This window comes from Kitasatospora sp. NPDC051914 (assembly GCF_040680995.1).
Classification (GTDB): Bacteria; Actinomycetota; Actinomycetes; order Streptomycetales; family Streptomycetaceae; genus Kitasatospora.
This window is the reverse complement of record NZ_JBFAXX010000029.1, coordinates 87,987-107,929: the sequence shown is the minus strand read 5'-3', so window position 1 is coordinate 107,929 and position 19,943 is coordinate 87,987. Positions and strand designations below refer to the sequence as shown.

The following is a 19,943-nucleotide window of genomic DNA, read 5'->3' as shown; positions in this document are numbered from 1 at the left end:
GACGCTGTGCCCGTGACAACGGTGATCGCCTGGCCGCCGCACAGCCGCCTTCGTGCAGTTGCCGACCTGGTCCGCATCGCCACACACCTGTGAACCCGGATGAGGAGGGCGGCCACCCGGCGACAGCCTCGATCAAGCAACTGGCAGCTCAACGCCCCTGCCTCAGCAGGGTGGTGTCCTTGACGGTCTGCTGCCCTGAGCGGACATCGGCACCACGATCGCCCGCGGCAGCTGTCCTTCGCCGTCCGGCTGATCCGCTGCCAGCGGCAGCCTTCCTCCATGCTGACCGGCCGACGAACAAACCCCGGGCGACGTCCCACGACCAACGCCAAGCAGGTCCTGGAGACAGTCCGCTGACCGCCGGGCGGCACATCGATGACCCGGCCAACGCTGCGAGACGAGCCACTACGCAGGTAAGCGCCAGGTTGCACGTGTCACCTCGTACTGCTGCCCGAGCCCTGTGGAGCCACGCCTCCCCGCGCCCACTCCCAGCCGGAGCCGACCATGAGCAACAGGACCGACCGACGAATCCGCAAGACCCGTCACGGCCCGAAGGCGCCCCGCTCCGTCAGGGCGGTCTGATGGTGCTGCTGGCTGCGGTACCGGGCGCATCCTGGGCACGTGACCGGTTCGGCCGTATCTGTCGGATCGTCAACTCTGGCCCTCCACAACGGAAACGAGTGCCCAAGGAGGGCGGGCACCACACATGGGCGGGAACGAACGACGGTAAGCCGTCTCCGTTCACATTTCAATCACAAACTCTCGTATGAATCGCCTCAACAACCATTGTGGCTACGCATGTTCGAAGGTAGAGTCCCGGTTCGCCGAGCACGGAGTTGCTCGTGAGCCTTCAAATTGGGGCGGACATGTCAAAAATTCGAGGCGTCAATGGGGTCGTCCTCGACCTGTTTGACGCGTTCACGGAAATCGCCGGGCGATTTCCCGAACGTCCGGCGATCGTGCACGGCGGGCGCGCCGTGAGCTACCGCCGGCTGCAACAGCTGGCGAACACCCTGGCAGAGCGCCTGGGGCCGGAGCCCGGTGCGGTTGCTGTGGAGGCCACCCACACGCCGGGAACGGTCGTGGCGCTGCTGGGAGTTCTGGCCGCGGGTGGCGCGTACTGCCCCGTCGATCCGGCCTTCCCGATCGAACGCCGACAGGCGATGGCGGCCGCGGTGGGCTGCCGCACAATAGTGGCCTCGGAGCCCGGTTCAGCGGCCCGACCGGGCCTGGAATTAGTGGAGTTAGAGCCCCTCGAGGACCCTGCGGAAGACTTGCCGGGAAGCGCGGCAACCGGCCGGACGGATTTCCCGGCCGACGGCGGCCCTCCCGCACCGAACACCCCCGGGGCGCCTGCCCCGCGCGCCGCTCAAGGCCCCCATCGGGCCGACGCGCCGGCCTACATCCTCTTCACCTCGGGCTCCACGGGGCAGCCGAAGCCCGTTGCCACTCCCCGTCGGGCGGTCTCCGCCACCGTGCAGTCGCTGCGCGCACTCTTCGGCCTGACCTCCGAGGACCGCGTCCTGCAGTTCGCCTCGCTCAACTGGGACACCAGCCTCGAGGAGATCCTGCCGACGCTCACCACCGGAGCCGCCCTCGTCCTCGACGACGAGGCGCACTCGGGGTCCTTCCCCCGCTTCCTGCGGATGGTCGAGCGCGAGCGGATCACCGTCCTCGACCTGCCCACCGCCTTCTGGCACGAACTCGTGCTGCACCTCGCCGAGGACGGGCTCGCACTGCCCACCTGCGTGCGCACCCTCGTCATCGGCGGCGAGGCCGCCGGCCCCGCCCGGCTGGCCGACTGGAGCCGCCTCGACACCGGCCGGATCCGCCTGGTCAACACCTACGGCTGCACCGAGACGACCATGATCACGCACGCGGTCGACCTGCACGGGCCCGAGGCGCCGGCGGACGGTCCCGTGTGGGACGGCACGACGCGGGCGCCGATCGGCCGCGCGCTGCCACACGTCGTACAACGCATCGTCGAACAGGGCGAGTTGCTCGTCGGCGGGCCGGCGGTCGCGCTGGGCTACGTCGGGCTGCCCGAGGCCACGGAGGCCCGGTTCACCGTCATCGACGGCGAGCGGTACTTCCGGACGGGCGACCGGGTCGCCGCCTCGCCGGACGGCGTGCTCACCCACCAGGGGCGGCTGGACGGCGAGATCAAGGTGCGCGGCATCCGCGTCGACCCCGCCGAGGTGGAGGCGCACATCGCCGGCCACCCCGGGGTGGGTGCCGTCGCGGTGGCCGGGGCGACCATCGCCGGCCGCTCGGTGCTGGTCGCCTACGTGGTGCCCCGGGCCGGGGCGGCGGGTCGCACCCTGGACGCCGACGTCCTGGCGTACCTCCGCGGCAAGGTGCCCGCACACCTCGTACCCGGCCGGATCACCGTCGTGCCCGCCCTCGTTCACACCGCGAGCGGCAAGGTGGACCGGGCCGCCTCGCACCGGCGGCACTCCGCGCCCCCGGGCGCAGCACACGCCACCCCGGCCGCCGCCGGCACCTGACCCCGCGCACACACCGGCCCCGCCCGCCGGGCGCCCGGACGCACCGCTCGCACCGCTCGGCCCGCACGTCACCGCGCCACTTGTACGTCACCGCGCCACCCGCATGCTGCCTGCGCCACCCGCACCCGGCAGCCCGACGCACCGCACCGCCGCCGTCCGACACCCGGTAGGCGGCACCGACGCACAGCACCGCCGTGCCCGACACCCCGGTACGCGGCGCGCGACCAGGTCAAAGGAGACCTCGCATGAGCGTTGACACCACCGGCGCCACTGCCGGCGCACCCGCCGGTCCCGGTGCCCCGGACGGTCCCGGCAGCGGGGCCGAGGCTGTGGCGGCGATCTTCCGACGTGTGCTGGAGAGCTCCGACGTCACGGCCGACTCCGACTTCTTCGAGCTCGGCGGCGACTCGCTGATCGCCACCCGGGTGCTGAGCGCGATCGCCCGCAACCACGGCGTGGAGCTCTCGTTCGAGGACTTCCTGCTCGCCCCCACGCCCGAAGGCCTGGCCCGGGCGATCGAGGCCGCCCGATGAGCGGCACCGGTCACCTCGCGGACGACCACCCCGACCCGACCGCCACCCCGCGTACGACCAGCGCCGTCGTGGTCGGGGCCGGGCTCGCCGGACTCACCGCCGCGGCCGGTCTGGCGGCGCACGGAATCGAGGTCACCGTGCTGGAGGCCCGCGACCGGGTCGGCGGACGGATGCACGGCCTCCAAGTGGCACCCGGCGGCTGGGTCGACGCCGGTGCCGCCTACCTGGGCGAGCGGCACACCGAACTCCTCGCCCTGATGGCCGACCTGGGCCTCAAGACCACGCCCACCACGATGCTCGGTGCCAGCCGCTTCGCGCTCGGCGCCGAGGACGCCATCCGGGACGGCCGCTTCCCGCCGCTGAACGCGGTCGCGCTCGGCGACATGTTCGAGCTGCTGGACGAACTCACCGCCGCCGTGCGGCCGGACGCACCCTGGCTGACCCCGGACGCCGAGCGGCTCGACACCACGACCGCCGCCGCCTGGGCGGACCGGCACCTGACGCACCCGGACGCCCGCCTGTTCTTCCCGCTCTTCCTGGGCGAGATGATGGCCGCCGACCCGGCCGACGTCTCCGTCCTGCACATGGCCTTCTATCTGCGTTCCGGCGGCGGCATCCGCTACCTCAACGCCTTCGAGGGCGGCGCCCAGCAGGACCGCGTCGCCGGCGGCGCCCATCTGGTGTGCGAGCGGCTGGCCGAACGGCTGGGTGCGCGGGTGCGGCTCGGCGCGCAGGTCACCGCCGTCCACCAGGACGGGGACGGGGTCACCGTGCACGCCGCCGGCGGCCCGTACCGCGCCGACGTCGCGGTGATGGCGGTGCCGCCGCTGCTGGCGGACGCCGTCGAGTTCCGCCCGGCCCCGCCCGTGGGCCGGGCCGGCGAGCGGACGGCCCGCGGCTGCGCGGTCAAGGTCAACCTGGTCTATCCGGCGCCGCTCTGGCGGGAGCACGGGCTCTCCGGCTGGTCGGTGAACGCCGAGGGGCCGCTGCTGTCGACCGTCGACGACTCGCCGGCCGAGGGCGGGGTCGGCGTGCTGACCGGCTTCGTCACCGGCAGCGAGGCCCACCGCTTCGCCGCCCTCGACCCGGAGCGCCGGCGGGCGGCGGCGGTCGCGCAGGCCGCGCGGCTGTTCCCGATGCTCCCGGAGCCGATCGGCTTCCACGTCACCGACTGGGTCAACGAGCCCTACAGCCGCGGCTGCTACGCGGCGCTGTTCGGGCCGGGGGACTGGCTCGGGAACGGGCCCACCCTGACCGTGCCGCACGGCCGCGTCCACTGGGCCGGCACCGAGACCAGCACCGAGTTCTTCGGCCTGATGGAGGGCGCCGTCCGATCCGGCCACCGGGTCGTCGCGGAGATCAGCGCCCGCTAAGACACGCCCTGGCCCGCCACGGCGGGTACCACCGCACTCCGCTACCACCGCACTCCGCGCAGACCGGTGCCACCTGCACCGATCCGTTCACCTGTACCGCCATCAGCGCTATCTGCACACGGATCTGACGGAGCGTCAGATTTCTTGCCACTTCAGGAGAGCGACATGAGCGAGCAGACGTCCATCGCCCCACTTTCCGCCCGACAGCAACTCATGGCCGAGCCCGAGCTCGGCGCCGGCAACTTCCTCGACCACGCCATCGCCGCCAACCCCAACCGGGCGGTGCCGTACCTCTACACTCACCGCACCGACCACCGCGGTGCCGTCGTCCTGCGCGGCCACAGCCTGCTCGACGTCGCCGCACTCCGCGACCGCTACGCCGCCTGGTACCTGGCGAACGGCGTGCGCCCGGGCGAGCCGGTCGGCATCGTCGTCGGCGAGGGGCTGGAGCCGCTGCTGCACTTCCTCGCACTCACCGCGCTGGGCGCCGTGCCCGCGCTGATCAACGACGCCATGCGGCACGACGTCATGGTGCGCTACCTCGACCACGTCGGCGTGGTCGGTGTCGTCGCGGACGACCCGACCCGGCTCGCCGCCGCCTACCGCGAGGACCCGCAGCGCCGCCCGCGGTTCATCGCCATGGCCGCCGAGATCCAGGCCTTCGACGCCTCCGCCGTGCAGCTGCCCGAGCAGTACCCGTACCGGCACGCCGCCGAGGACGTCGTCGCGCTGATCCACTCCTCCGGCACCACCGGCACGCCGAAGTCCACCATGCTGGCGCACCGCCAGTTCTGGGACGGCAAGCAGCCGCGGATGGTGCGCTTCCCCGCGGAGCCGTACGACCGGCTGATGTCGCTGATGCCGCACACCCACGCGGGCGGCCTCAGCTACTTCCTCACCGCCACCCTGCTCGGCCTGCCCACGGTCGTCATGTCCGACTGGCGACGCGCCGTGGTTGAGCCGGTGATGGAGGCCTTCCGGCCGACCATGGTCGCCTCCTTCCCGCGCACCTTCGTCGAGCTGGCCACCGGCGAGCTGCCCGTGGCCGGCGCGGCGAAGGTGCACTCCTGGTTCAACACCGGCGACAGCGCCCACCACGGGCACATCCGGCGGCTGGTCGGCCTCGGCGAGCGCCCGGCCGGCCTGATCAAGCCCTGGCTGCTGCCGCAGGAGCAGGCCGAGCAGCCCGCCCTGCCCGGCTCGCAGTTCATCGACGGCCTGGGCTCCTCCGAGATGGGCATGGCCCTGTTCGGCCAGGTCACCACGCCCGAGTCCACCCGCGACGACCGCTGCGTCGGCAGACCCCTGGAGGTGGTGACCCGGGCCGCCGTGCTGGACGAGAGCGGCGCGGAGGTGCCCGACGGCACCGTCGGCATGCTGGGCGTCGTCACCCCGTCGCGGACGCCCGGCTACTGGAACAACCCGAGGCTGACCGCGACCTTCGAACTGTCCGGCTACTGGCTCACCGGCGACGTCGCCCGCCGCAACGCCGACGGCGCCTTCTACCACCTCGACCGCACCGTCGACGTCATCGACACCGCCGGCGGCCCGGTCTACAGCCTGCCGATCGAGGAGGTGCTGCTCGCCGACTGCGACGACCTGGTGCAGGACTGCTCGGTGGTCGGCGTCCCCGGCGCCGCGGGCGAGGGCCAACGGCCCATCGCCGTCGTCCGGTTGCAGGCCGCCGCCGCGCACGCCGCCGCCGAGGACGTCCAGCGGGCCGCCAACAAGGCGCTCGCCGAGGCCGGGCTCGCCGAACTCGCCGCCGTCAGCATCGCCAGGACCCCGGAGGACTTCCCGCTCGGGCCCACCGGCAAGGTGCTCAAGCGCGAGCTCCGCACCCGCTTCGCCACCCTCTTCACCGGCCAGTAGCCCCTGATGGACCACCACGCTAACCGGCAGCCGTACCAGTACGTACGGACCACCCTGGCCGAGCCGGACTGGCGCCGGCTGCCGGGCTGGCGCGACGTCACCGAGGCCCAGTGGCGCGACGCCCAGTGGCAGCGCGCGCACTGCGTCAAGAACCTCCGGCAGCTGCACACCGTCACCGGCACCCTGCTCACCGACCGGTTCTACGAGGAACTCGCCGCCGACCAGGCCGGGTTCGCGACCATGCCGATGCTGCTGCCGCCGCAGATGCTCAACACCGTGGCACCGCACGCCCCGGACGACCCCAGGGCGTTCACCGCGGCGTTCCTGGCCGACCCCGTGCGGCGGTACATGCTGCCCGTGCGCGCCGACCGGCACCCGCGGTGGCCCAGCCACCCGAAGGCCGAACGGGACTCGCTGCACGAGGCCGACATGTGGGTCGCGGAGGGCCTCACCCACCGCTACCCGACCAAGGTGCTGGCCGAACTGGTCGCCACCTGCCCGCAGTACTGCGGCCACTGCACCCGGATGGACCTGGTCGGCACCTCCACCCCCCAGGTCGCCAAGACCCGGCTGGTGCTGCGGCCGGTCGACCGGCAGGAGCAGATGCTCGACTACCTCAAGCGCACCCCGGCCGTGCGCGACGTGGTGGTCTCCGGCGGCGACCTCGCCAACGTGCCCTGGCCGCAACTGGAATCCTTCCTCGTCCGGCTGCTCGACCTCGGATCGGTACGGGACATCCGGCTCGCCAGCAAGGCCGTCGTCGGACTGCCGCAGCACTGGCTGCAGCCGCACGTCCTGGCCGGCCTCGGCCGGGTGGCGGCGCTCGCCGCCCGCCGCTCGGTCAACCTCGCGGTGCACACCCACGCCAACCACGTGCAGTCGGTGACACCGCTGGTCGCCGAGGCCGCCAGGGCCCTGCTCGACGCGGGCGTCCGCGACGTCCGCAACCAGGGCGTGCTGATGCGCGGCGTCAACGCCACCCCCGAGGACCTGCTCGACCTCTGCTTCGCCCTCCAGGGCGAGGCGAACATCCTGCCCTACTACTTCTACCTCTGCGACCTGATCCCCGGCGCCGAGCACTGGCGGACCCCGCTCCACCAGGCCCAGCGCCTCCAGGAGGCGATCATGGGCTACCTGCCGGGCTACGCCACACCGCGCCTGGTCTGCGACGTCCCGCACGTCGGCAAGCGCTGGGTGCACCAGGCGGTGGCCTACGACCGCGAACGCGGCATCTCCTACTGGACGAAGAACTACCGCACCGCCCTGGAACTCCGCGCCCCCGCCGGCACGGCACCCGAGGACCCGCTGGAGCGGCGCCACCCCTACTACGACCCGGTCGACACCCTGCCGGAGGCCGGCCGCCGCTGGTGGTCCGCGCAGTCCGCACCGCCCGGCGACTGACCCGACGACGCACCCACCCCGCCTGCAACACCCCCTGTGAGGACGACGATGACCCCACCCGCACCGCAGTTGCCGGACACCGGATCCGACACCGGCCCCGGCGGCCCGCTGCGCCGGATGTGCTGGATCTTCCCCGACCGCGAGTCGACCCGCACCGGCGCCATGTGGAAGCACTACTTCTGGGACATGTACGCCGAGGTCGCCGAGGCCATGGGGATGAGCTGGACGCGGCACTCGCCCGACGCCGTCACCGTCGACGGCACCGACCTCCGCCGGCCCCGGGTCTACGTGGACGACCAGGAGGTCACCCCGCAGGACACCCTCTTCGTCACCGCGCTCTACTCGCTGCCCTACCAGTCGATGGACGTCTTCAACCAGTACGCGCTGTACGCCGTGCTGGAAGAGGCCGGCTTCTACCTGCCGTTCCCGCCGCAGACGTCGCTCATCGGCAACGACAAGCTGGCCACCCTGCTCCACCTCGCCGACTCCCCGGTGCCGCCGGTCCCGTCCGTCCGGATCGGCTCCGGCCGCGACGTCGGCAAGCACCTGTACGAGGTCGCGCTGGGGAACATGACCTACCCGGCCATCGTCAAGCCGGCCGGATGGTGCGGCGGCGGCGGGATCAACCTGGCGCGCAGTGCCGAGGACGTCCGCGGCCTCGCCAGCCTCGCCCAGGGCGGTGACACCACCCTCGTCGTCCAGCCCTACCTCGGCGACGGCACGGTGGACCACCGGGTCTACGTCGTCGACGGCAAACCGTACGCGGTGCTGAAGCGCATCCCCGAGGCCGGCTCGCCGGTCGCCAACGCCAGCCGCGGCGGCACCATGCAGTTCGCCGACATCCCGGACGAACTCGCCGCCGCCACCGCCTGGTTCGCAGAGCGGCTGCCGATCCCGTTCTTCTGCATCGACTTCCTGCACGACGGCCGACGGTTCTGGTTCTCCGAGTTGGAACCGGACGGCGTGATCGCCCCCGACTTCGACGACCCGAACCGCTCCGTCCAGCGGGACGTCACCCGCGCCCGCTTCGCCGCCTACCGGGACGCCCACGCGAAATGGCTCGCCGACCGCGGCCACGCCGCCACCTCCGCCGAGACCGCCACCACCGCCGAGCCGGAAGCGAGCTGACGCCGATGTTCTCCCTCACCCCCGACGCCGCCGGGCCACGGCTGCACGTCGCCCGACGCACCCTCGAACGGCTGCGGACCGTACCGGAGTTGGCACCCCGCTACACCGGGCACGCCGAACCGCACGGCCTCGCCGACCTGGCCGCGCTGCCACCGCTCGCCAAGGACGACCTCAACACCGCCCTCGCCCACCTGGAACCCAAGGCCGAACACGGCGCGACCTGGCTCTTCCAGAGCGGCGGCAGCACCGGCGCCCCCAAGATCGGCTACGCACCCACCGGCTTCTACATGGCCGGTGTGCACGCCCACTGGCAGCCGCTCGACCCCGACGACGTGTTCGTCAACGCCTGGGGCGCCGGCCGGATGTGGGGCGCCCACTTCCTCGCCGCCGCGCTCGCCGACCTCTCCGGCTGCCAGGTCGTCGCGGTCGGTTCGGTCGCCGCCGACGAGTACCCCGACTGGCTGTCGTTCTTCGCGGCCCGCCGGGTCACCGCCATCGGCGGCACCCCGAGCGTGCTGCGGCTCTGGTTCGCCCGCGCCCGCGCCGCCGGCATCACCCTGCCCGACCTGCGCAAGGTGCTCTGGCTCGGCGAGGCCTGGCAGCCGCAGCTCGCCGATGACCTGGCCGCCGTCGCCCCGCAGGCACGCCGGTACGGAATGTTCGGCAGCACCGAGACCTGGGTGGTCGGCACCAACGGCCCCGAGTGCCCGGCCGACACCTTCCACACCCTGCCCGAGCAGCTGGTGCACGTCGGCCCGGACGACCTGCTGGACTTCACCACCCTCAACCCCGAGATGCTCAACCCGGTGCTGCGCTACCGCACCGGCGACGCCGGCCGCCTGGTGACCTGCCCCTGCGGCCGGTCCGGCCCGGCGATGCAGGTCCTCGGCCGCCGCGACAGCGTCGTCCAGGTCCGCGGCCTCGGCCTGCACGTGGAGGAGGTCGTTGCGCAGGCCGAGCGGGAGCCCGGCGTGACGCAGGCCCAGATCCTGGTCACCGAGCAGGGCGGCCGAGCCTCCGCCGTCGAGGTGCTGCTGCTCACCGCCTCCGGCGCCGAGGTCGACACCGAGCGGCTGCGCAAGGAGATCCTCTCCGCGACCTTCACCCTCAGCACCGCCTTCCAGCACGACCCGCAGTCCTTCCGGGTACGTGCCGTCGACGCACTGATCAGCAACGACCGCACCGGCAAGACGTCCGACCTCGTCGTCCGGGAGGACTCGTGAAACCGCGCCTGCCCGTCTCCCTCGGACGGGGCTTCAACCTGTTCTGGACCGGCCAGACCATCAGCACCCTCGGCGACCGGGTCACCGTCTTCGTCGTGCCCACCCTGATGATCTTCGTGCTGCACGCCTCCGCCCTCCAGGTCGGCATCGTGGCGATGGCGCAGTACCTCGGCATTCCGCTGCTCGGTCCGATCGCCGGTGTGCTCGTCGACCGCTGGGACAAGCGGTGGACGATGCTCGCCTGCGACCTCGTGCGGCTGGTCGCGGTCGGCATCATCCCGCTCGCCTACTGGTTCGGCTGGCTCTCCACCCCGCTGATCTTCGGCTGCGTCGCCGCGATCAGCGGCGCGACCATCTTCTTCACCGTCGGCTACCTGATCGCCGTCCCCGCCGTGGTGCCGAAGGACGACCTCGTCCGGGCCTACTCCCGCCTCGAGGGCAGCCGCTCGGTCTCCGAGGTCTCCGGCCCGTCCGTCGCCGCCGCCCTCTACGGCGCACTCGGCGTCGCCGCCCTCCTCGTCGACGCGGCCAGCTACCTGGTCTCGGCCCTCTGCCTGCGCTCCATGCCCTCCTGGGGCGACCGGACACCCGTCTCCGGTTCCGTGTGGGAGCGGCTCACCCTCGGCTTCCGGCTCAACTGGTCCGACCCGGTGCTGCGCCGGGTCGTCGTCGCCGCCATCACACTGAACTGCGGCGGCCCGATCTTCGTCACCGTGCTGCCCGTCCTCGCCTACCGCGGACTCGGCGTCTCCGTCGCGGTGTTCGGCGCGGCCATGTCCGTCGCGGCGGTCGGCGCACTGCTCGGCGCAGTGGTCGCACCCAAGATCAGCGAGCGGTTCGGCACCGGCCGGACGATGGCCTACGGCCTCCTGCTGCACTGCCTGGTCGGCCTCGGCGTGCTCGCCGCCCCCACGCTGCCGACCGGCCCGGTGATCGCCGTGACGATGGGCTGCTACGGCTTCTTCATGTCCTGCATCAACGTGTGCAGCGCACCCGCCCGCCAGTCCCGGATGTCCGCCCGGAACCAGGGCGTCATGCACGCCGCCTACCGCACCGTCACCTGGGGCGTCATCCCGCTCGCCGCACTCGTCGGCGGCTGGGCCGTCAGCCTGCTGACCGACTCCCTCGGCATCCTCGACGCCGCCCGCGTGGTGATGGCCGGCGGCACCCTGCTCGCCGCGTTCTCCTTCCTGCCCGCGATCCGGATCCAGCCGCTGCTGGACGCCGCCGAACGCGAGAAGGCCCGGGCGGCGGCCGAGGCCGGGTCGGCGGACGCGGCCCTCGCGGAGCGCACCTCATGACCACCATGCGCAAGACCGTGCTGATCACCGGAACCTCCTCCGGCATCGGCCTGGCCACCGCCGTCACCGCCGCGCGGGCCGGACACGCCGTGGTCGCCACCATGCGCGACCCCGACCGCGCCGGAGCACTGCGCGGGGCGGCCGCGCAGGCCGGCGCCGAGGTCGACGTCCGCCGGCTCGACGTCACCGACGCAGACTCCGTCACCGCCTGCCTCGACGCCGTCGCGGGGGAGTACGGACGGCTGGACGCGGTCGTCAACAACGCGGGCATCTCCAACTTCGACCCCACCATGGAGATGTCGACCATGGCCGCGCTGCGGACCAACCTGGAGGTCAACTTCTTCGGGGTGATCGCGGTCAGCCGGGTCGCGATGCCGCTGCTGCGCGCCGCCCGCGGCAGCCTGATCACCATCGGCAGCGTGCACGGCGTGGTCGGCCAGCCGTTCAACGAGGCTTACTGCGCCGCCAAGTTCGCCGTCGAGGGCTTCATGGAGAGCCTCGCCCCGGTCGCCGCCGCCCACGGCGTGCGGGTGTCCCTGGTGGTGCCCGGCTTCGTCCGCGGCACCAACTTCGGGATCTTCCCGGACGTCAACCGCACCACCGTCCAGGCTGCCTCCGGCCCGTACGCCGACACCTTCGCCGACTACGTCGACTGGGTCCGTACCAAGGGCTGGGAGGGCGCCGGGCAGCAGCCGCAGGACGTCGCCGAGATCGTGGTCGACACCCTCGGCGCCGAGAACCCGCCGTTCCGCATCCCGGCCGGCCGGTGGGCCGCCGACTACCTGGACCGGAAACTCACCGACCGGGACGGCGCACGCGTGCAGACCCTGGCCCGCACCTGGATCGGCCGCCCCGACCTCCCGTAGCCGCCCCGATCGCCCGTAGCAGCACCTCAGCCCACCCGCCCGGAGGATCCGTGCCCGCCAAATCCCTGCAGGAACTCGTCGACCACGCCCGCACCCACTCGCCGTTCTACGCCGAGGCCTACCGCGACGTGCCGCGGACGGTCTCGCACATCACCCAGCTGCCCGTCGTCGACCAGGACGCGTTCTGGACCGCGACCCGCGGCAACCGCCTGCTCACCGGCCCGCTCACCGACGCCGGCGTCTACAAGTCCGGCGGCACCACCGGCGCCCCCAAGCTGTCCCCGTGGACCCGCACCGAGCACGCCGAGGCACTCACCGCCTTCGGCGCGGGCATGGTGCAGGCCGGCCTCAAGCCCGGCCACCGGGTCGCCAACCTGTTCCGCGCCGGCGAGCTCTACAGCGGCTTCCTCTTCATCGAGGGCGCCCTGCACCACGCACCGGTCGACAACGTGCGTCTGCCGGTCGGGGGCGCCGCACCCGACGAGTACATCGCCGACCTGGTCAACGGCTTCGGCGTGCACGTCCTGGCCGGCGAACCGATGAAGCTCAGCGCCGTCGCCGAGCACCTCGTCCACCGCGGCGAGACCGCCGAATCGGTCGAACTGCTGCTGTTCGGCGGCGACCTGCTCTTCACCGACCTGCGGCCGCTGCTCGCCAGGGCCTTCCCCAAGGCGGCGATCTCCTCGATCGGCTACGCCTCCGTGGACGCCGGCCTGGTCGCCTCGCCCGTCCCCGGCGACGACGTCCGGGTGCACGAGGCCTTCCCGAACCGCACGCTGGTGGAGATCGTCGACAGCGCGACCGGCGAGCCGATCACCACCCCCGGCGTTCCCGGACGGGTCGTCGTCACCAACCTCTTCCGCACCCTGATGCCGATCCTGCGCTACCCGGCCGGCGACCGCGCCGAGTGGCTCGACGCCGAGTGCCGCCGCTTCCGGCTGCTCGGCCGCTCCGAGGAGGGCGGCCGGGTCGGCATCGTCTCCATGCCGAGCGAGGACGTCCGCGCCGTCCTCGTCGCCGCCGACCCCGGGCGGCACATCGCCGGCATGCAGATGGTGCAGCGCCGCCGGGACGGCCGGGACGGCATCGTCCTGCGCCTCGGCTGCACCGAGCAGCCGCCCGCCGACCTCGCCGAGCGCCTGATCGCAGCCGTGTACGCGGCCCGCCCCACCTACCCCGAGGAGGTCGCCGCCGGCGCGATCCACCCCCTCTCGATCGAGTGGGTGCCGCGCTCCGAACTGGTCACCAACCCGCGGACGGGCAAGCTGCGCCAGGTCGTGGACGAGCGCCCGGAGGACTGAAATGCCGCGGGGCAGAGCGCCGCGTCCGCCGGAATTCCTCAGTCGCTGCGCGGCTTTCCGGAGAGCGTGACGCTCTGCCCGCGGAATTCCGCGACGACCTTCCCGGTGGATTGCCGGACGGTCACGTCGTAGATTCCGTTCCGCCCCGAGCGCGACCGCTCCGCCGCCTCCGCCACCAACTCGTCGCCGACCGCCGCCGGAGCGAGGAAGGTGACCTGGGCGGCCTGCGCCAGGGTGACCGGGCCGTAGCTGTTGCACGCGTACGAGAACGCGGCGTCGGCGAGCAGGAAGATGTAGCCGCCGTGTGCGATGCCGTGGCCGTTCACCATGTCGGCGGTCAGCTTCATGCCCATGAGCGCGTGCCCCGCGGACACCTCGTCCAGGGTGATTCCCAGTGACCGGCACGTCAGGTCGCGCTCGAAGAGCGCAGCCATCCTGGAATTCACGGCTGCGCCCGGCTCCGCATTCCCGCCCATATTCCACTGCCTCCCCGGCATCGGCCCGAAACGCCCGTTGATCCGTTCCCGGAATTACATCGAGCCGCACCGCCGGCTGTCAATGGTGACCCTCACCGCCTGCCGGGCCGGCAGCGGAATTCATGTGAATTCGGGCGGGGGAGAGGGCCGCAGCCGGACGCAGCACTCCCCGGGGGCGGGGACGAGGACGGCATCGACGCCCGGGACGTCCAGGCCCCGGAGGTAGCCGGCGAGGAAGGCGTGGTTCATGCCGCAGACGAGGTCGGGCGCCTTGGCGGCGAGCGGGTGGAACGGGCAGTTGCGCAGCCGGACCTCGGTCGGGGACTCGCGCACGGGCTCGTACCCGTGGGCCTCTAGCATCTGCTCGCACATCGTCAGCCCGCGTTCCACACCGAGCCGCCCGGGACGGCCGGCCTCGCGTTCCGCCTCGCCGAGCTGCCGTCCGCGCCGGCCCGCCGCGTCCACGGCCGCCCCGGCCGCGCTGCCCCCGCCGCTCTGCGCCAGGACGGCGTCCAGGAGCAGGTCGGCCAGCAGTTCGTGGCGCCGATCGGGGATCGAGACGGTGATCTGGGCGCCGGTCGGCTCGTAGACCTTGGGCTGGCGGCCGACCTTGCGGACGGCGCCGGGGGCGCCGTAGCGGGCCCGCAGCAGGCCGGCGTCGACGAGTTTGTCGAGGTGGAAGGCGGCGAGCTTGCGGGAGATGCCCACGCTCGCGGCCGCCTCGTCCCGGGTCACCGGCCGGCCGGCCCGCCGGACGAAGGCGAACATCCGCCGACGCGACTCCTCCCCGAGCACGCTCACCGACCGGATGCGGTCGGCCGGGGCCGTCGCCGCCGCGCTCTCGGTGCTCTCGTCACTGGTCACCCGCCCACGATAACTCCCACGGGTGAGGTCGTGTCCGCGTGCTCGGCGCTGTGGCCTGCCGGTCTTGACGGACGTCCGAATAACGACAAAACTTGTTGGTGAAAAAGGGCGAGTCGGAAAGGGGCTCGGCATGACCAGTGAGCAGCAGTTGCAGGCGAAGCAGCCGGTCAGCGCGGCGATGGCAGGCCCCTACGGTCATCCGTTCCATCCGATCCTGGTCACCGTCCCGATCGGGGCCTGGGTGGCGAGCCTGGTCTTCGACATCGCCTCGCACGTGGTGGACGACCCGGCCTTCCTGGCACGCGGGGCGATGTGGCTGATCGCGGTGGGCGTGCTCGGCGCGCTGGCCGCGGCAGTGGTCGGCTTCCTCGACCTGCTCGCCATCCCGCCGGGCACCCCGGCCATGCGTACGGCGCTCGTGCACATGTCGCTCAACCTGCTGGTGACCTGCGCGTACGCCGGCGGCTTCTTCTGGCGGCACGCCGCCGGGGCCGCGGGCAGCGTCGGGGCGGGGATGCTCGCCCTGTCCGCGGTGAGCCTCGCCGTGCTCGGCGTGTCCGGCTACCTCGGGGGCAAGCTCGCCTACCGCTACGGCGTGCGGGTGGCCGACGAGGCCACCCAGGCCGAGGGCTACACCGGCGCACCCACCGGTGCCGGAGGCGGCTGAGATGTTCCAGCGCCCCGAACCCGCGCCCGAGGCCGGTGACGGCCGATTCCCCTCCCTGCGGCCGGTGCCCCGGGTCGGCGGCGAATCCCTGCCCCGGATCGGCGACGAGCCGGACCGCACGGATCCGGCCGCGGCCGAACGGGCCGCCGCCCAGTTCCTGCGTGCCCTCGGGATCCCCATCACCTCGGAGAGCCTCCGCGACACGCCCGCCCGGATGGCCCGCGCCTACGCCGAGCTGTTCACCCCGCGTCCGTTCGACCTGACGACCTTCCCCAACGACGAGGGCTACGACGAACTCGTCCTCGCCCGCGCCATCCCGCTGCGGTCGGTGTGCGAGCACCACCTGCTGCCGTTCGTCGGCACCGCGCACGTCGGCTACCTGCCGGGCAGCCGGATCCTCGGCCTGTCCAAGCTCGCGCGTGTCGTCGAGCTCTTCGCCTGCCGCCCCCAGGTGCAGGAACGCCTCACCCGGCAGGTCGCCGACTGGCTGCAGGAACACCTCGAACCCAAGGGCGTCGGCGTGGTCGTCGAGGCCGAGCACACCTGCATGACCCTGCGCGGCGTCCAGGCCACCGGCTCCCGGACCCTCACCTCCACCCTGCTGGGGACCCTGCGCGAGGACGCGCGTTCCCGCGCCGAGTTCCTCATGCTCACCGGCCTGTCCCGATCCTGACCGGGCCCCGTCCCGATGGGGCGGCGTGCACGCGGACGGTTCCTCCACCCGGAGCCCCGTCAGGGACGGTGTGCGGGTCGGGTCCTGCGCGCCGGGCGGTGCCTCCCGGGGCCGGCCGGGACGGCTGCCGGGCCGACCGTCGTGGCGAGCACGATCAGCGGGAAGCTGCGGGTGTCGACCATGGCGAAGAACGCCGAGGCCCACACGCCCGTGCCGACGGCGCCGGGGAGGAACACCCCGGCCGGGCACTGAATGGGATGCACTGCCACGGGAGTTGTGCCGAGTGTGGAGCGCAGGCCCATATGCCGTCCGACCCCGTCGGGGTGTGAACGCGTCGACCGCGAGGCCCGTACGGGCTCAGCTCGTCCAGCGTCAGGACGACCCGCCACGGCGAATCCCGCGCCCACCTCTCGTCACCCCACAGGCGGCACTCGATGACTCCCCCGATGTCCACTCCCACGGGCACGGAGTCTACGGCGTCCGCCCGGTTCACCGATGGGGCTGTCCGGGTGCCTTCCGGGCCTTTCGCGGGCGGGAGGCGTCCGGCGGCGGGTATGTCGTCTCGCACGAGACGGTCCAGGACCCGCGAGGAGAACAGCATGTACGCAGCAGTGCGGCGGTACGAAGGCGTGACCGATCCGGCCGAGGCAGGACGCCGGGTGGCCGAGGGATTCGTGCCCCTCCTCCGCCAGGTGCCCGGATTCGTGGCCTACTACTGGGTCGACGCCGGGGACGGAGTGATGCTCTCCACCAGCGTCTTCGAAGACCGGGCCGGGGCCGAGGAATCCATCCTGAGGGCGGCGGACTTCGTGCGGGACAACCTCGCATCACTGCTTCCCACCCCCCCGCAGGTCACCGCCGGCCAGGTGGTGGCCGCCGGGTAGCGACCTGCGCAGCGGGTGCGGGCGGTCCGGCCTGCCTGATCGGTGCAGGAGAATGGACCGGCGGCACGGTGCGAGGGAGCAGGGCGTGGACTGGTACGGGGTCCGGTGCGTGTTCGAGTGGACGACGTCGGACGGGAGGGCCTTCGAGGAGCGGATCACGCTCTGGCAGGCGTCGTCGGCCGACGAAGCGATCGCCCTCGCCGAGGCGGAGGCCGAAACGTACGCGGCCGACAACGGCTTCGATTATCTGGATTTCGCCCAGTCCTACCGCCTGGACGGCGCACCGGGCTCGGGCGCGGAGGTCTTCTCGCTGCTCCGGGACAGCGCGCTGGAGCCGAGCGAGTACCTCGACGCCTTCTTCGACACCGGCACCGAACGCCAGCAGCACCACTGAGCGCTTTCCGGCCTGAAGGTTCTGGTCAGCGCTGAAGGGGCGGGGCCGCGGTTCCACGGTGACCGGGCGTCCCGCAACTGCGGCGGCCGCGAGCTTCCGCCGGTCCTATGCCGTTGGTTCGGCGGCGTCCTGGTGGGGGTTGAAGGTGCGGCGCCAGGTGGCGGGTGGGATGCCGTAGGCGGTCCGCATGTGGGTGCGCAGGGAGTTCGCGGTGCCGAAGCCGGAGCGGTGGGCGACGAGGTCGATCGGCAGGTCGGTGGTTTCGAGGAGGTGCTTGGCCATCTCGAGGCGCTGTGCGGTGAGCCATTGGACGGGGGTCATGCCGGCTTCGTCGCGGAACCGGCGGGTGAAGGATCGCAGGCTCATCCGGGCGTGCTCGGCGAGGCGGGTGAGGGGGAGGGGCTCGTCGAGGTGTTCCAGGGCCCAGGCGCGGGTGGCGGTGGTGCTGGCGAGGGTGGGTTCGGGGACGGGGCGGTCGATGTACTGGGCCTGCCCGCCGTCCCGCCAGGGCGGCACCACGCACATGCGGGCGGCCCGGTTGGCGACGGCGGTGCCGTGGTCGCGGCGGATGAGGTGCAGGCACAGGTCGACGCCTGCGGCCACGCCGGCGGAGGTCAGGACGTCGCCGTCGTCGACGAACAGGACGTCCTCGTCGACCTTGACCTCGGGGTAGGCGCGGCGGAACTCCGGGGCCAGGTTCCAGTGGGTGGTGGCGGGCCGGCCGTCCAGGAGCCCGGCGGCGGCGAGCACGTAGGAGCCGGTGCAGATGGACACCAGCCGGGTGCCCGGCCGGATCCGGGCGATGGCTGCGGTGATCCCGGGCGGCAGCGGGCCGCCGTCGCCCAGTTCGGGCATGGCGTGCGTGGGCGGGACGATCACGGTGTCGGCGGCGGCCAGGGCCTCCGGGCCGGCGGCCGGCTGCACGGTGAAGCCGGCGTCGCTGAGGACGGGAGCACCGTCGGCCGTGCAGACGGTGACGTCGTAGAGCGGGCGGCCCTCGGAGTCCTGCGCGCTGCCGAAGACACGGGAGGGGATGCCGAGTTCGAAGGGCGGGACCCCGGGCAGGGCGAGCACGGCGATCCGGTGCCGCCGCTGCTGCGCCCCCGACGCCCGCTCGTCCTCCCGGTCGCGTTGCTGCTCGGTGGTTTCCGCCTGCGCCGTGGCCATGGCCAGATCCTGTCACATAGTGGCCAAACGGCCAATACTGTGACGGGCGGGGATGCCGGATCGTTGAGTGCGTTGGCCCCGGGAGACCCCGGCGGCGCACGGATCGAGGAACGAAGGACGAGGCGGACAGCATGCGCGCGGTGGTCGTGGAGCAGTGGGGCGGGCCCGAGACGATGGTCGAGCGGGAGGTCGAGCGGCCCGAGCCCGGACTGAACGAGGTCCTGGTGCGCGTGCACGCGGCCGGGGTGAACCCGGTGGACTGGAAGACCCGCGCGAGCGGGGCCCTGATCGGATGGGGCGAGGTGCCGGTGGTGGGCTGGGACGTGTCCGGGACGGTGGAGGCCGTCGGACCCGGCGTGGGGATGTTCCGGCCCGGTGACGAGGTCTTCGGGATGCCGCTGTTCCCGCGCCAGGCGGGCGGCTACGCCGAGTACGTGGTGGCGCCGGCCCGGCACCTGGCCCCGAAGCCCGCGGGTCTGACCCACGTGGAGGCGGCGGCGCTGCCGCTGGCCGCGCTGACCGCCTGGCAGGCCCTGGTGGACGCGGCGAACGTGCGCCCGGGGGAGCGGGTGCTGGTGCACGCGGCGGCCGGCGGGGTCGGGCACTTCGCGGTGCAGATCGCCAAGGCCCGTGGCGCGTACGTCATCGGCACGGCCAGCGCCGGCAAGCACGACCTGGTGCGGGAGCTGGGCGCGGACGAGGTGGTCGACTACCGCGCGGTGCCCTTCGAGGACGTGGTGTCCGACATCGACGTGGTGCTGGACGGGCTCGGCGGCGAGACGGCCGAGCGCTCGCTGAAGGTGCTCCGGGCCGGTGGCCGACTGATCACGCTGCCCGGCCCGGACGACGTTCCCGCCGCCGGGGACGGGGTGCGGGCGACGTGGGTCCTGGTCGAGCCGGACCACCTGGGCCTGCGGGAGATCGCCGCCCTGGTGGAGCGGGGCGCGCTGAGGCCCGTGGTCGACACGGTCCTGCCGCTGGCCGAGGCCGCGAAGGCGCACGAGATCGGCGAGCAGGGCCGCACCACCGGCAAGATCGTCCTGACGGTCGCCTGACCCGCGGGTCCGTAGCCGGGGGGTTTGTCCGGCCGGGGAGGGGCGAAACGAAGGCCGGGCGGAGAACACGGCCCGGCCGGCAGCACCCCCTCCGCCGGCCCGGACCGGTCTCCGCCGGGTTCAGACCCGGCCGCCGAGACCACCCCCTCCGGCGGCCGGGGAACCACCCGGGACCGGGCCCGGAGGCTGCGTACGCGCCGGCACCCTCCCCGGGCCCGCGTTGTCGGCGCCGCCCCGTACGGTACGGGGTGTCGGGCC

General features: G+C 73.0%; 19 protein-coding genes and 1 pseudogene. 16 read left to right on the top strand and 4 right to left on the bottom strand.

Translation table 11 applies throughout. The features are described 5' to 3' along the window. The 11 genes and pseudogenes from AB0M03_RS20710 to AB0M03_RS20660 all read left to right on the top strand — a co-directional run. A pseudogene (locus tag AB0M03_RS20710) lies at positions 1-93 on the top strand (LysR family transcriptional regulator); the annotation flags it as partial. A 773-nt stretch (positions 94-866) separates the two neighbouring features. Beyond that, on the top strand, positions 867-2,507 hold the full coding sequence (locus tag AB0M03_RS20705) for an amino acid adenylation domain-containing protein (RefSeq protein WP_363493023.1): 1,641 nt from the start codon (positions 867-869) through the stop codon (positions 2,505-2,507). 245 nt (positions 2,508-2,752) lie between these two features. Continuing rightward, positions 2,753-3,040, top strand: a complete 288-nt coding sequence (locus tag AB0M03_RS20700; protein WP_363493022.1) for a phosphopantetheine-binding protein — start codon at positions 2,753-2,755, stop codon at positions 3,038-3,040. Further along, positions 3,037-4,413: an FAD-dependent oxidoreductase gene (locus AB0M03_RS20695; protein WP_363493021.1), complete on the top strand. Its 1,377-nt coding sequence runs from the start codon at positions 3,037-3,039 to the stop codon at positions 4,411-4,413. The genes AB0M03_RS20700 and AB0M03_RS20695 overlap by 4 nt, the downstream gene beginning before the upstream one ends. A 165-nt stretch (positions 4,414-4,578) precedes the next feature. After that, positions 4,579-6,285, top strand: a complete 1,707-nt coding sequence (locus AB0M03_RS20690) for a class I adenylate-forming enzyme family protein (protein WP_363493020.1) — start codon at positions 4,579-4,581, stop codon at positions 6,283-6,285. Between the two features lie 6 nt (positions 6,286-6,291). Then, the gene (locus tag AB0M03_RS20685; protein ID WP_363493019.1) at positions 6,292-7,686 is read left to right on the top strand and encodes a lysine 2,3-aminomutase; all 1,395 of its coding nucleotides are present in this window, start codon (positions 6,292-6,294) and stop codon (positions 7,684-7,686) included. 48 nt (positions 7,687-7,734) lie between these two features. Further along, complete coding sequence (locus tag AB0M03_RS20680; protein ID WP_363493018.1) at positions 7,735-8,814, top strand: hypothetical protein; 1,080 nt, start codon at positions 7,735-7,737, stop codon at positions 8,812-8,814. A 5-nt stretch (positions 8,815-8,819) separates the two neighbouring features. After that, a complete protein-coding gene (locus AB0M03_RS20675) occupies positions 8,820-10,037 on the top strand; it encodes an AMP-binding protein (RefSeq protein WP_363493017.1) in 1,218 nt (405 codons plus the stop codon). After that, positions 10,034-11,338, top strand: a complete 1,305-nt coding sequence (locus AB0M03_RS20670) for an MFS transporter (protein ID WP_363493016.1) — start codon at positions 10,034-10,036, stop codon at positions 11,336-11,338. Before AB0M03_RS20675 ends, AB0M03_RS20670 begins: the two co-directional genes overlap by 4 nt. Then, positions 11,335-12,204 (top strand): SDR family NAD(P)-dependent oxidoreductase, encoded by an 870-nt coding sequence (locus tag AB0M03_RS20665; RefSeq protein ID WP_363493015.1) that lies wholly within the window; start codon positions 11,335-11,337, stop codon positions 12,202-12,204. Before AB0M03_RS20670 ends, AB0M03_RS20665 begins: the two co-directional genes overlap by 4 nt. Before the next feature lie 50 nt (positions 12,205-12,254). Then, positions 12,255-13,505: a phenylacetate--CoA ligase family protein gene (locus AB0M03_RS20660; RefSeq protein ID WP_363493014.1), complete on the top strand. Its 1,251-nt coding sequence runs from the start codon at positions 12,255-12,257 to the stop codon at positions 13,503-13,505. 38 nt (positions 13,506-13,543) lie between these two features. Here AB0M03_RS20660 and paaI read toward each other — a convergent pair whose 3' ends face one another. Both paaI and AB0M03_RS20650 read right to left on the bottom strand, forming a co-directional pair. Beyond that, the gene (gene paaI, locus AB0M03_RS20655; protein ID WP_363493013.1) at positions 13,544-13,939 is read right to left on the bottom strand and encodes a hydroxyphenylacetyl-CoA thioesterase PaaI; all 396 of its coding nucleotides are present in this window, start codon (positions 13,937-13,939) and stop codon (positions 13,544-13,546) included. A gap of 162 nt (positions 13,940-14,101) precedes the next feature. After that, positions 14,102-14,845 (bottom strand): helix-turn-helix domain-containing protein, encoded by a 744-nt coding sequence (locus AB0M03_RS20650; protein ID WP_363493012.1) that lies wholly within the window; start codon positions 14,843-14,845, stop codon positions 14,102-14,104. Between the two features lie 130 nt (positions 14,846-14,975). Between AB0M03_RS20650 and AB0M03_RS20645 the strand changes: the two genes are divergently transcribed. Beyond that, a complete protein-coding gene (locus tag AB0M03_RS20645) occupies positions 14,976-15,512 on the top strand; it encodes a DUF2231 domain-containing protein (protein WP_363493011.1) in 537 nt (178 codons plus the stop codon). A 1-nt stretch (position 15,513) separates the two neighbouring features. Next, a complete protein-coding gene (folE, locus tag AB0M03_RS20640) occupies positions 15,514-16,185 on the top strand; it encodes a GTP cyclohydrolase I FolE (RefSeq protein ID WP_363493010.1) in 672 nt (223 codons plus the stop codon). Between the two features lie 59 nt (positions 16,186-16,244). Here folE and AB0M03_RS20635 read toward each other — a convergent pair whose 3' ends face one another. Then, on the bottom strand, positions 16,245-16,454 hold the full coding sequence (locus AB0M03_RS20635) for a hypothetical protein (protein ID WP_363493009.1): 210 nt from the start codon (positions 16,452-16,454) through the stop codon (positions 16,245-16,247). Positions 16,455-16,784: 330 nt separating this feature from the next. Here AB0M03_RS20635 and AB0M03_RS20630 point away from each other — a divergent pair, with 330 nt between their 5' ends. Then, entirely contained in the window at positions 16,785-17,069 is a 285-nt protein-coding gene (locus AB0M03_RS20630; RefSeq protein WP_363493008.1) for a hypothetical protein, read from the top strand. Between the two features lie 85 nt (positions 17,070-17,154). Further along, the gene (locus tag AB0M03_RS20625) at positions 17,155-17,463 is read left to right on the top strand and encodes a hypothetical protein (RefSeq protein WP_363493007.1); all 309 of its coding nucleotides are present in this window, start codon (positions 17,155-17,157) and stop codon (positions 17,461-17,463) included. A 105-nt stretch (positions 17,464-17,568) separates the two neighbouring features. On the opposite strand, the gene AB0M03_RS20620 is transcribed toward AB0M03_RS20625, so the two are convergent. After that, on the bottom strand, positions 17,569-18,630 hold the full coding sequence (locus AB0M03_RS20620) for a helix-turn-helix domain-containing protein (RefSeq protein WP_363493006.1): 1,062 nt from the start codon (positions 18,628-18,630) through the stop codon (positions 17,569-17,571). A gap of 131 nt (positions 18,631-18,761) precedes the next feature. On the opposite strand from AB0M03_RS20620, the gene AB0M03_RS20615 reads away from it, so the two are divergent. Further along, complete coding sequence (locus tag AB0M03_RS20615; protein ID WP_363493005.1) at positions 18,762-19,685, top strand: NADP-dependent oxidoreductase; 924 nt, start codon at positions 18,762-18,764, stop codon at positions 19,683-19,685. Positions 19,686-19,943 lie beyond the last annotated feature (258 nt).

What these genes read in the sequence shown, in the direction of transcription:
- AB0M03_RS20705 (WP_363493023.1), top strand. Translation starts at nt 867, where the DNA reads ATGTCAAAAATTCGAGGCGTCAATGGGGTCGTCCTCGACCTGTTTGAC.
- AB0M03_RS20700 (WP_363493022.1), top strand. Translation starts at nt 2,753, where the DNA reads ATGAGCGTTGACACCACCGGCGCCACTGCCGGCGCACCCGCCGGTCCC.
- AB0M03_RS20695 (WP_363493021.1), top strand. Translation starts at nt 3,037, where the DNA reads ATGAGCGGCACCGGTCACCTCGCGGACGACCACCCCGACCCGACCGCC.
- AB0M03_RS20690 (WP_363493020.1), top strand. Translation starts at nt 4,579, where the DNA reads ATGAGCGAGCAGACGTCCATCGCCCCACTTTCCGCCCGACAGCAACTC.
- AB0M03_RS20685 (WP_363493019.1), top strand. Translation starts at nt 6,292, where the DNA reads ATGGACCACCACGCTAACCGGCAGCCGTACCAGTACGTACGGACCACC.
- AB0M03_RS20680 (WP_363493018.1), top strand. Translation starts at nt 7,735, where the DNA reads ATGACCCCACCCGCACCGCAGTTGCCGGACACCGGATCCGACACCGGC.
- AB0M03_RS20675 (WP_363493017.1), top strand. Translation starts at nt 8,820, where the DNA reads ATGTTCTCCCTCACCCCCGACGCCGCCGGGCCACGGCTGCACGTCGCC.
- AB0M03_RS20665 (WP_363493015.1), top strand. Translation starts at nt 11,335, where the DNA reads ATGACCACCATGCGCAAGACCGTGCTGATCACCGGAACCTCCTCCGGC.
- paaI (WP_363493013.1), bottom strand. Translation starts at nt 13,939, where the DNA reads ATGGCTGCGCTCTTCGAGCGCGACCTGACGTGCCGGTCACTGGGAATC.
- AB0M03_RS20645 (WP_363493011.1), top strand. Translation starts at nt 14,976, where the DNA reads ATGACCAGTGAGCAGCAGTTGCAGGCGAAGCAGCCGGTCAGCGCGGCG.
- folE (WP_363493010.1), top strand. Translation starts at nt 15,514, where the DNA reads ATGTTCCAGCGCCCCGAACCCGCGCCCGAGGCCGGTGACGGCCGATTC.
- AB0M03_RS20630 (WP_363493008.1), top strand. Translation starts at nt 16,785, where the DNA reads ATGTACGCAGCAGTGCGGCGGTACGAAGGCGTGACCGATCCGGCCGAG.
- AB0M03_RS20620 (WP_363493006.1), bottom strand. Translation starts at nt 18,630, where the DNA reads ATGGCCACGGCGCAGGCGGAAACCACCGAGCAGCAACGCGACCGGGAG.
- AB0M03_RS20615 (WP_363493005.1), top strand. Translation starts at nt 18,762, where the DNA reads ATGCGCGCGGTGGTCGTGGAGCAGTGGGGCGGGCCCGAGACGATGGTC.